The organism is Mariprofundus sp. EBB-1 (genome assembly GCF_003665155.1).
Taxonomy (GTDB): Bacteria; Pseudomonadota; Zetaproteobacteria; order Mariprofundales; family Mariprofundaceae; genus Mariprofundus.
Genome location: NZ_RCFQ01000012.1, coordinates 74,221 through 84,398, shown reverse-complemented (window position 1 = coordinate 84,398; position 10,178 = coordinate 74,221). Strand labels below are relative to the sequence as shown.

Below are 10,178 nucleotides of genomic sequence, written 5' to 3'. Positions count from 1 at the left end.
ACTATTCAGAAAGCGCTCCAAAAAATCCTAAACAAACAATCATAAGAGCAAAAAAACCCAATGCTCCCAATATCTGAAAATGAATAATGCTTGCGATCATGGCAAATAGGCTTGCGAGCCCGCCTATGCCAAACACAAGAAGCCAAAACCACCTTTGGAATACTAAAAGTAATATGATGATTACTGCTATTATTAATATCGTTTGTTCATTCATTGTAACTTTAAGCATAGTTGAAAATAGAAAAATAACAGATTAATCATGTATCACTGCAATAGCAGGTCAAAAATAAGCGACCATTGCTATGTTCTGTTATCCTCCGTTCTTGGTCGGTAACACCTCGGGCTGCTCCTGAGTAAAAGTTATCGGCCTTTTCTATTGCGTAAACTGTTTAAAAAAATTTAGCGAATAGCGCGATCGTGCGGCCTGAATTACCTACAGCCGGAATGCTCTCACAGTACCTTTGCTAAGGTTTGATAAGGTGGGGGGATCAAATCCCTACAGAACAAGTATCAAAAGACCGTTGGGGCAGTGAATCTTTTATGCATGCAAAATGAGTGTTTTAAAAACATGCCCAAATTTACCGCTTAATCAGTAGTTTCAAGCAACATATTTAAAAAACAGTCTATAATAAATTTCATGAACGCAGAAAATATCTTTATGGGCTTTGTAATCTTGGTAGCCATTGGCCTTTTAGCCTTCGCTATTCGGCTCTATCAAGGAAAGAAGCGTAACCAGAAAGCTTTTGATTTTAATTCTTGGGCGTAAGTATTGTGATCTGCGCAAAATATCCGTGTGAAAAGTTCTTTCATCGAATAATTCACTTGATTATATTTGCTTAGGAAAAGAGGCCAAGCGCCCCTGTTTGGTGGGGTATATTGTGTGGTACGGTGAAAATTACAATGGAACTATATTCAATATAAACAGTAGTTTAGTGTATCTATTAGGGTACAGTTCTCGTACCAACAAAAAAAGCCAGTGTGACTCAATGTCACGCTGGCTTTTTGCGTTAGGCTTTTTGCGTTAGGCTTTTACCTAAAAAACCGGTGTGACTTAATGTCACGCGGGTCTTTTGCGTTAGGCATTCTCCCAAAAATCGGAAGTGGAACTATCTACTGCTAAAACTAAATAGCCTCGCATTGACGCAAACAAAATGCTGATGGGCTGTATTTTGCAGGCCGTCATGGGCTAGATTAACCATAATTGTCTTATGGGTGTCATGTTTGTGTGGTAGAGATTTTTTCTATGAAGAAATTGAAACAATGAAGTATCTTAGTATATTAAATTCGACGATTGATGGTGTGATTGTTATCAATCAAAAGGGTGCAATTGAATTTTGCAATAATGCTATATGCTCAATGCTTGGTTATTCCAATAAAGAATTGGAAGGTTTAGCCGTTGAAACACTCTTACCAGAAGCCATTCGGCATGCTCATATTAATCATCGTTCGAGCTATATGGATATGCCAGAGGAACTTAAACGTGTGACGAATCAAGGCCGACGATTCACTGCGTTACGAAAAGATGGCACAGCATTCCCGGTAGCGATTGCCCTTAATCCTACAGAAATAGATGGCGAACAATACATATGTGCTTCCATGCAAGATTTAACTGAAGTTGAAAGCCAAGCGCTTAAACTTGAGCAATCTCAAAAGATGGAAGCATTAGGCGAAATGGTGAGTGGTATAGCTCATAATTTTAATAATGTACTCGCGGGGATAACTGGTCAGGCATATTTAATTTCCAGGAATGAATCATTATCAGAAAGTGGCGTTGCCAGAATTGAATCAATCAACTCTCTAAGTAAGAAGGCTGCGAGTATTATTAGGCAGCTACTCATTTATGCCCGCCATCACGAAATTCAGTTTGAGAATTTTAAGCTTGGAGATATAACACGTGAGATAGTGCAAATTGCTAAAATCACAGTTCCTGAAAAAATATCAATCAGATTAAATGAATCGAAAAATAATTTTCTGATACATGGCGTGAAAAGTCAGATAGAACAAACGCTTCTAAACATTATTAATAATGCAACACATGCTATTGGAGCTTCTGAAGGTTCAATAAGCATTTCTACCGCGAACTGTTCCGGATTTAATTGCAAAATGAAGCAATGCTCAATGAATCGCAATAATGCCGACTCGTTTGTCTGCATCAAGGTTCGCGATACAGGTAAAGGTATTTCAGAAAATAATATTCATCGAGTCTTTGACCCGTTTTTCACAACGAAACCACAAGGAGAAGGTACAGGGCTGGGTCTGTCTACTTCTTTTGGGATAATTAAAAAACATGGTGGGGACATTTCTGTAAGTAGTATTGAAGACAAAGGTGCAATGTTTCAAATATTTTTACCAGTCTCTAATTCTATGCCCATGCTTGAAAAACAACATGCTATACTCACTCCAGTGGTTGCATCCAAAGATGCTTCAATTTTAATCATAGACGATAATCGCTCAATCAGTGAGATGCTTTCTGAGGTGCTTAAGGAGCTTGGTTACGCCACATTTATTGCATTCGATGGCAAAGAGGGCGTTGAACTGTTTGAGCAAGAGCAAGATAATGTTGATCTTGTGATAAGTGATATAGCTATGCCAAAACTAAACGGACAAGAGGTAATGGCGAAAATCAGGGGCATTAAACCAAACATGCCATTTATGTTTATCACAGGTTACCAGGATTCTTCAGTCGATGAGGCTCTCCTGAGTGAGAAAACAAAAATCATGTTGAAGCCATTTGATTTTGTTGAGCTTAGCCAAAAAATTAAGTCTCTTCTGAACTGATGTTTTAAACTACGATCTGCATCAGTCGTAATATGTAGAATTAAGCCATGGGGTTGCCATTTCCCCTTTGTTCCATCTATTTTGGTTGATCAAGCTTAACCCCATTCCTAATGAGTGTCGGAGTATCGTAGAAGGTAGTATTTTCACCACTAATCATCTTTTCGTAATGCTTCTCTGAAATGCTCATGCCAAACACATCATGGTGGGCAGAATCAATAATCCTCTCCAGTGTAGCTTTATCTATCAAGCCATTCTGTAAGCCTGCCGCCATATAACCACGAATGAAGTCTTGCTGCTTCTTATCTTCTAAACCAGTGGCATGAGATTGCCGATATAGCTTCTTTAGTAGTGATTCAATGTTGCTGGAAAAGTTGTTGCTCATAATGAAACCCCTGGGGTGAAGTGTGGCGATAGTCTGTTTGACTAATTTGTTTTAAGCATAGTCTATAATCGACACTTTGAGCATATAATCTATCTATATGGCGTTTGGATCTTGTTAGTCACTGGTCTTTTAGGCTTCGCGATTCGGCTCAATCGAGGGAAAGAAGGGGAAACAACTCTGTTGATGGGCGTAAATATGGTGATTGGCGCAATGTATCCGCGTGAAAAGCACTTTCGACCTGATTGTATTTACTTATGAAAGAGGCAAGTGCCTCTATTCCCGTTGATATTTTTTCTCAATAAATCAAGGAGTCTGTACGGTTTTTTTGTCCCTCAAAAGAGTACAAGCAGCATTTATACCTGAACGTGGCTATCATTTGCTGATGCGCAGAATAGATACCATTGAACCCTTTCGGGTAATGCAATTGCTTGAGCGGGCTAAGGAGCTGGAAGCCGAGGGTCGTAAGATTATTCATATGGAGATTGGTGAGCCTGATTTCCCAACACCTGCTCCGGTAATCGAAGCGGCCCATAAGCAATTGGATCTTGGTGATAATTTCTATACGCCATCTACCGGTAACCCTCAGCTTCAGCAGGCATTGTCTGACTGGTATAAAAAAGAGTATGGCGTGGATGTGGACGCACAACGTATTCTCATCACGCCAGGCACCTCCGGAGCCTTCAGTCTGCTTTATGCGGTGCTGCTGGAGGCCGGTGAATCGGTGCTGTTGCCTGACCCTGGCTACCCCTGTCAGCGTAACTTTATTCGCTTGGCCGGTGGTGAACCGATCAATATTCCGGTGGGGCCGGAGAGTAAGTATCAGTTTTCTGAGGCTATGATTCAAGAACACTGGACGAATAGGACACGGGCAGCAGTGGTGATTAATCCATCAAATCCTACCGGTACGCTGCTGGATGATGATGTGCTAGAAGCGTTGACACACCGTTGTCGGCAACGGGGTGGTTATCTGATTTCTGATGAGCTGTATCACGGCCTGACCTACGGTGTGAAAGCTCGTTGTGCGCTTGAATTTGATGATAGCGCTATTGTGGTCAATGGTTTTTCCAAACGCTGGGCGATGACCGGCTGGCGCATTGGCTGGGTGATTGTGCCGGAGGCTCTTATCGATGCCTGTCGGCGTGTGATGCAGAATATCTTTATTGCGGCGCCAACCTTATCCCAGCAGGTTGCTCTCACGGCTTTGCAGTGCGATATGCACACTGAAGCCATGCGGCTTGCTTATGATGAGCGGCGTAAGCTGTTATTGGAGGCATTGCCCGAACTTGGTTTTGATATCGTGGTGGAGCCGCAAGGTGCTTTTTATCTGTATGCCAATGTGAGTCGCATTACCGATGATGCGCGTACCTTATGTTGGCATATGTTGGAGCAGGCCGGGGTGGCGATTACGCCGGGTGAGGATTTTGGGCTGTACCGATGCAATACCCATGTGCGATTCTCTTATGCCGCCAGTCTGACAGATATCCGTGAGGGGTTGCACCGTATGAAGGTCTATTTGCAGGAGACGCATCATGCTGCGGCCTTGTAGTGAGGAAGCTGCAAAGCGGTATGTTTTGATGCATCAGATGCGCTTGTTAAAACGTTGTTGAAAAGGGTTGTGGGGAGAAAGTACACATGAAATCTAAGCTAAACATTGTTGCTGATGCGCATATATGGTCTGTTCAGTCAGCTTTTTCCACCTTGCCGGGCCATGATGTGAATTTACAGGTGTTGGAAAATAGACAGATCACGGCTGAGCGTGTGCGTGATGCCGATATCCTGTTGACCCGTTCGGCAACACGAGTCAATGCTGATCTATTGCAGAGCAGTCGTGTGCGTTTTGCAGCGACTGCCACCATCGGTGATGATCATTATGATAAAGCGTGGCTGGATGCGCAGGGTATTGCATGGGCCAATGCGGCCGGTTCTTCTACCGGTTCCGTATTAGAATATATGATGGCGGCTCTGCTTGATTTACATCAACAGGGTCGTATCAATATCCCGCAGAGTGCAATTGGCATCATTGGAGCAGGGCGTATTGGTGGCGCATTGGCTGAATTGTGCACCTCCTTGGGTATGAAGGTATTGCTGAATGATCCTCCCAGGGCGCGGCAGGAGGGCGATGATCAGTTTTGTAGCCTGGATGAAGTGCTCATGCAGGCCGATATTCTCACTATACATACTCCGTTGATTCGTTCTGGAGAGGACAACACCGTGCATCTGTTATCTGATAGGGAACTACAAGCATTCAGCGGTGTGGGAATCATAAATGCTGCGCGTGGCAGTTGTGTGGATAGTGCAGCTCTGTGCGACTGGCTGGATCAGGGTGATGGCCGTTTTGCCGTGATGGATTGCTGGGAGGATGAACCGAAACCGTTGGCCCGTTTGATCAAGCATGCCGGCATGGCTATTGCGACACCACACATCGCGGGGCACTCGGTCGAAGGCAAGGCTGCCAATACGCAGTCTGTTTATAATGCGCTGTGTAAATATCTGGAGATCAAACCAGCGTGGGATATGCATGCTGTATTGCCTGATTTTCCTGCCGTTGTAGAGCTCTCTGCTGGTGATGACATGTGGCACACCTTGCATGCTGCAGTCTCGGCACTGTATCCGATTAGCGATGATCATGCTGCCATGCAGTCATGGGCAGATCTGCTCCCCGATGATTTGGCACTAGCATTTGTTGCCTATCGTCGAAACTATCCGGCCAGACGAAGCTGGCAGCATGCGCCGTTATCTATTTCAGATGCTGACAGTCAGACGCTGCAAATGGCAGATGCCATTGGTATAAAAATTGTATAGCGTGTGCTGATGACTATTTCAAAAGATAACCTGGTTTGGATGGATCTTGAGATGACAGGGCTGGATCCTGAAAAAGAGACCATTATCGAAATCGCCACGATCATTACCGATAGCGAGTTGAATATTGTGGATGAAGGTCCCTGTCTGGCGATTCACCAGCCTGATGCCATGCTTGATGCGATGGATGAATGGAATACCACCCATCATGGTCAATCCGGTTTAACGGCCAGAGTGAAAAGGTCAGAGATTTCTATGCGTGATGCTGAGCTTCAGACTTTAGATTTTATACGCCGGTATGTCCCTGAGGGCACTTCGCCGTTATGTGGTAACTCGGTGCATCAGGATCGACGCTTTATGGTGCCTTATATGCCTGAGTTGGAAGCCTATCTGCACTATCGCAATATCGATGTGAGCACGATCAAAGAGCTCTCCCGCCGCTGGTATCCCCGAATGCGACCGCCGCGTAAGCAGGCAGTGCATATGGCACTGGTAGATATTCGTGAATCTATCGAAGAGTTGGTTTGGTACAGGCAGCACCTGTTCCGTTAATAGGAAGTGCTGATTATTCAGCATCTCCTCAAAAGCAGCTCTGAATAAAAACACTCTTCCTGAGTGATGCAAAAGCTTATGCCTGAGGGTAAGATCGCGGCATGCGCTTTGCTCCATTCTCCCATCTTCACAACCACTCTGATTTCTCTCTATTGGGAGCAACCACGTCGATAGATGGATTGCTTAAAAAGGCTGTTGAACACAAACAGCCTGCCATTGCGTTGACCGATTACGGTAACCTGTTTGGTGCCATTGAGTTTTATTCCAAAGCCATGCGTTTGGGGGTCAAGCCGATTCTGGGCTGTGAAGTGTATATCTGTGAAGATCATACAATACGTGTAGCAGAGGGCCCCAGAGGGCCGCAGTTTCCGCAATTGGTGCTGTTGGCGCGCAACAATAAGGGCTGGAAAAATCTGCTTAAACTTATTTCTGTCTCTTTTATGGAAGGTTTTTATTATAAACCACGCGTAGGCAAGGCGTTTTTGGCTGAACATGCCGATGGCTTGATTGCACTCTCTTCCGGCTGGAGTGGCGAAGTAGAAAAACATTTGCAAAAGGGTGATCGACAGGGGGCAAAGGAAGCAGCACTGGCCTATAAAGAGATGTTTCATGAAAACTGTTTCTTTCTGGAGTTGCAGCGGCATGGAGCATCTGGTCAGGAAGATGTGAACCGCCAGGTCATTGAAATGGCGCATGCACTGGATATTCCACTGGTGGCGAGTAATAACTCCCATTTTCCGCAGCGAGAGGATTTCCAATCCTTTGAAGCGATGTTGGCCTTGCAGCAAAACCGTACCTTGAATGACGATGTTTCCGGTCATTTTACACCGGAATATTATCTCAAATCATATGAAGAGATGGCCGAACTGTTTGCCGATGTGCCGGAAGCGTTGGAAAACACCATGCATATCGCCAATCGCTGCAATGTGGACTTGCAATTCGGGCATTATCAACTGCCTGATTTCAAGACTCCCGGTGATATGGATCTGTCTGATTATATGCGTCAACAAGCCCATGAAGGTTTGGATCTGCGCTGGCCGACAATTCTTGCCGGAGAGCCGGATGCTGATCGTGAGGTCTATAATAAACGTTTGAATTTCGAGTTGGATATTATCGTGGAAATGAAATTCCCCGGTTATTTCCTGATCGTATCGGACTTTATTTTGTGGGCCAAGAATCAGGGCATTCCCGTAGGTCCCGGGCGTGGTTCTGGTGCCGGTTCGTTGGTCGCTTATGTGCTGAAAATTACTGACCTTGATCCGATCAAATATGGCCTGCTGTTCGAGCGTTTTTTGAATCCCGAACGTGTATCCATGCCCGATTTCGATATCGATTTCTGCATGTCACGCCGTGAAGAGGTGATTCGTTATGTGACGCAAAAGTATGGTGAGGAAAAAGTTGCTCAGATCATCACCTATGGTTCGATGAAAGCCAAAGCGGTGGTGCGTGATGTAGGACGTGTATTGGCGATGGATCTGGCTAAGGTCAATACGATTGCCAAGCTGATTCCTACCGATATGAAAATGACGCTGGAAAAAGCACTGGTTGAAGAGCCGAAACTTGCTGAGATGCTCGATAAAGATGATGAAGTGGCGCGTTTGTTTGATCTGGCCCGGCGTCTGGAAGGCAAACACCGAAATGCTGGTAAACACGCTGCCGGTGTAATTATTGCCAGTAGGGACCTGACCGATACTGCTCCGTTGTTCAAAGTGGCTGGTGAAGAAGGGAAAGTGGTCCAGTGGGATATGGGCAATAGTGAGAAAGTCGGATTGGTGAAATTCGATTTCCTTGGCTTGAAAACACTGACCGTTATCGACATTGCCTGTAAATTGATCAAACAATTCGATCCGCGTCCTGAAGCACAAAGTTTTGATATCACCACGATTCCGATGCATGACGAGCCTACTTTCAAACTGATGCAGCGCGGTCAGACCGGAGCGGTGTTTCAGGTGGAATCATCAGGCATGCGTGATCTGTTGACGCGACTGTTGCCTGACTGTTTTGAAGATATTATTGCGCTGGTGGCGCTGTATCGTCCCGGCCCGTTGGAATCAGGCATGGTGGATACTTTTATCGCCTGTAAACATGGCACCCAGGAGATTGTTTACCTGTTGCCGCAACTCAAACCTATTCTGCAGGAGACCAACGGGGTTATTCTGTATCAGGAACAGGTGATGCAGATCGCTCAGGTGCTGGCTGGATTTACACTCGGTCAGGCGGATATGTTGCGTCGAGCGATGGGTAAGAAAAAGCCGGAAGAGATGGCTATTCAGCGCAAGTTTTTCATGGAAGGGGCCGAAAAGCAGAAGATAGACCTCGATAAAGCTGAGCAGATATTCGATTTGATGGAGAAGTTTGCAGGTTATGGATTCAATAAATCGCATTCGGCCGCATATGCACTGATCTCCTATCAGACAGCCTATCTGAAGACGCATTATCCGCATGCATTTATGGCTGCAACTTGCTCCTGTGATATGGGTAATACGGATAAAATTGCCTCGCTGGTGACCGATTGTCGCAATATGGGTATTGAGATGCTGCCTCCTCACATCAACGCGTCGGAATGGGAGTTCAGGCCTGAAGATGATGCGATTCGTTATGGGCTTGGTGCCATTAAAGGGGTGGGTGAGGCTGCGGTCAGGGCTGTTGTTGAGGAACGTATCAATAATGGTGTTTTTGATGATTTTGAAGCACTGATCATGCGAGCACCATCGCGCACGCTGAACAAACGTATTTTGGAAGGTATGATTAAAGCCGGTGCGTTGAACGGGTTGATTCCGCATCAGAGTGCAGCCCTGGAAGGTCTTGCTGAGACGATGGAGAAATTGAGCAAGAAACGTAAAGAGTTTGCATCCAATCAATCGGCTCTGTTTGCCATGGTCGAGCCTGAAAACAATCAGGGTTTCCCGCTGACTGAAATGTGGGGTGCGGGTGATATTTTGCAGGCTGAGCGTGATGTGCTTGGTTTCTATTTGACCGGCCATCCGTTGGAATCCTTTTTGGGACGAGCATCAGGCCTTGGTGATTGCAATCTGAGCCAGCTTAGCGAGCGTGAAGATGGTGCTCAGATTGTGGTTGCGGTAGGTGTTTCCAGTATTCGCCCCTATCATGGTGGCCGTGGCACGATGGCTTTTGTGCAGCTCGAGGATTTGCATGGGCAGGCGGAAATGGTCTGCTTTGCGGATCTCTACAGTGAGGCCGCCGAGTTATTGGCGGCAGATGAACCGCTATTGGTCGCTGTTCGGGTGGATAAGTCCAGAGGTGATGAACCGACACTGGTGGCTGAGGCGATTACATCGTTGCAGATTATTTTACCTGAATTGGTCAGTGAAATTCAGATTTCTGCGGCCAGTATTGCCTGGGATGAGGTGACATTGGCACGCCTGAAAGCGGCCGCTCAACATGGAAAAGCACGTCTTTCATTCCATGTACGGCTTCCCGACGCTAGTCTTGCCCTCTTACAGACCGGACCGTGCATTAAATGGGATGATGATGTGAAGGCGCAATTGGATGCGCGCTTTTCACCTGAATCGGTGCATTTACAGTGTAAACCGTGGCAGCCGGCACGTAAGCAGCAGGCCAAACGAGGCAACTGGTCCAACAAGTGATTGCTCGCCTTGGCGCGAGAGATGCTTGGATAGATAGGCTAAGGAATGCCTAACAAGGA

At 45.8% G+C, this 10,178-nt stretch carries 7 protein-coding genes; 6 read left to right on the top strand and 1 reads right to left on the bottom strand.

Annotation, left to right across the window (positions count from 1 at the left end):
• The first annotated feature begins 637 nt into the window (after nucleotides 1–637).
• Entirely contained in the window at nucleotides 638–766 is a 129-nt protein-coding gene (locus D8Y20_RS13915) for a hypothetical protein (RefSeq protein WP_255418412.1), read from the top strand.
• A gap of 455 nt (nucleotides 767–1,221) precedes the next feature.
• Nucleotides 1,222–2,778, top strand: coding sequence for an ATP-binding protein (locus D8Y20_RS07015; RefSeq protein WP_121542325.1), 1,557 nt, complete (start codon nucleotides 1,222–1,224; stop codon nucleotides 2,776–2,778).
• 76 nt (nucleotides 2,779–2,854) lie between these two features.
• On the opposite strand, the gene D8Y20_RS07010 is transcribed toward D8Y20_RS07015, so the two are convergent.
• Nucleotides 2,855–3,160 (bottom strand): hypothetical protein, encoded by a 306-nt coding sequence (locus D8Y20_RS07010; RefSeq protein ID WP_121542324.1) that lies wholly within the window; start codon nucleotides 3,158–3,160, stop codon nucleotides 2,855–2,857.
• Nucleotides 3,161–3,542: 382 nt separating this feature from the next.
• Here D8Y20_RS07010 and D8Y20_RS07005 point away from each other — a divergent pair, with 382 nt between their 5' ends.
• The 4 genes from D8Y20_RS07005 (at nucleotide 3,543) to dnaE (ending at nucleotide 10,119) form a co-directional block, all read left to right on the top strand.
• Nucleotides 3,543–4,706 (top strand): aminotransferase class I/II-fold pyridoxal phosphate-dependent enzyme, encoded by a 1,164-nt coding sequence (locus tag D8Y20_RS07005; RefSeq protein ID WP_236075318.1) that lies wholly within the window; start codon nucleotides 3,543–3,545, stop codon nucleotides 4,704–4,706.
• Between the two features lie 86 nt (nucleotides 4,707–4,792).
• Nucleotides 4,793–5,962, top strand: a complete 1,170-nt coding sequence (locus tag D8Y20_RS07000; RefSeq protein WP_121542323.1) for a 4-phosphoerythronate dehydrogenase — start codon at nucleotides 4,793–4,795, stop codon at nucleotides 5,960–5,962.
• A 9-nt stretch (nucleotides 5,963–5,971) separates the two neighbouring features.
• A complete protein-coding gene (gene orn / locus D8Y20_RS06995) occupies nucleotides 5,972–6,511 on the top strand; it encodes an oligoribonuclease (RefSeq protein WP_121542322.1) in 540 nt (179 codons plus the stop codon).
• A gap of 101 nt (nucleotides 6,512–6,612) precedes the next feature.
• Nucleotides 6,613–10,119 (top strand): DNA polymerase III subunit alpha, encoded by a 3,507-nt coding sequence (gene dnaE / locus D8Y20_RS06990; protein ID WP_121542321.1) that lies wholly within the window; start codon nucleotides 6,613–6,615, stop codon nucleotides 10,117–10,119.
• The last annotated feature ends 59 nt before the right edge of the window (nucleotides 10,120–10,178 follow it).

Coding starts and splice junctions, on each gene's coding strand:
- D8Y20_RS13915 (WP_255418412.1), top strand. CDS start 638: ATGAACGCAGAAAATATCTTTATGGGCTTTGTAATCTTGGTAGCCATT.
- D8Y20_RS07010 (WP_121542324.1), bottom strand. CDS start 3,160: ATGAGCAACAACTTTTCCAGCAACATTGAATCACTACTAAAGAAGCTA.
- dnaE (WP_121542321.1), top strand. CDS start 6,613: ATGCGCTTTGCTCCATTCTCCCATCTTCACAACCACTCTGATTTCTCT.
- orn (WP_121542322.1), top strand. CDS start 5,972: ATGACTATTTCAAAAGATAACCTGGTTTGGATGGATCTTGAGATGACA.
- D8Y20_RS07000 (WP_121542323.1), top strand. CDS start 4,793: ATGAAATCTAAGCTAAACATTGTTGCTGATGCGCATATATGGTCTGTT.
- D8Y20_RS07005 (WP_236075318.1), top strand. CDS start 3,543: ATGCGCAGAATAGATACCATTGAACCCTTTCGGGTAATGCAATTGCTT.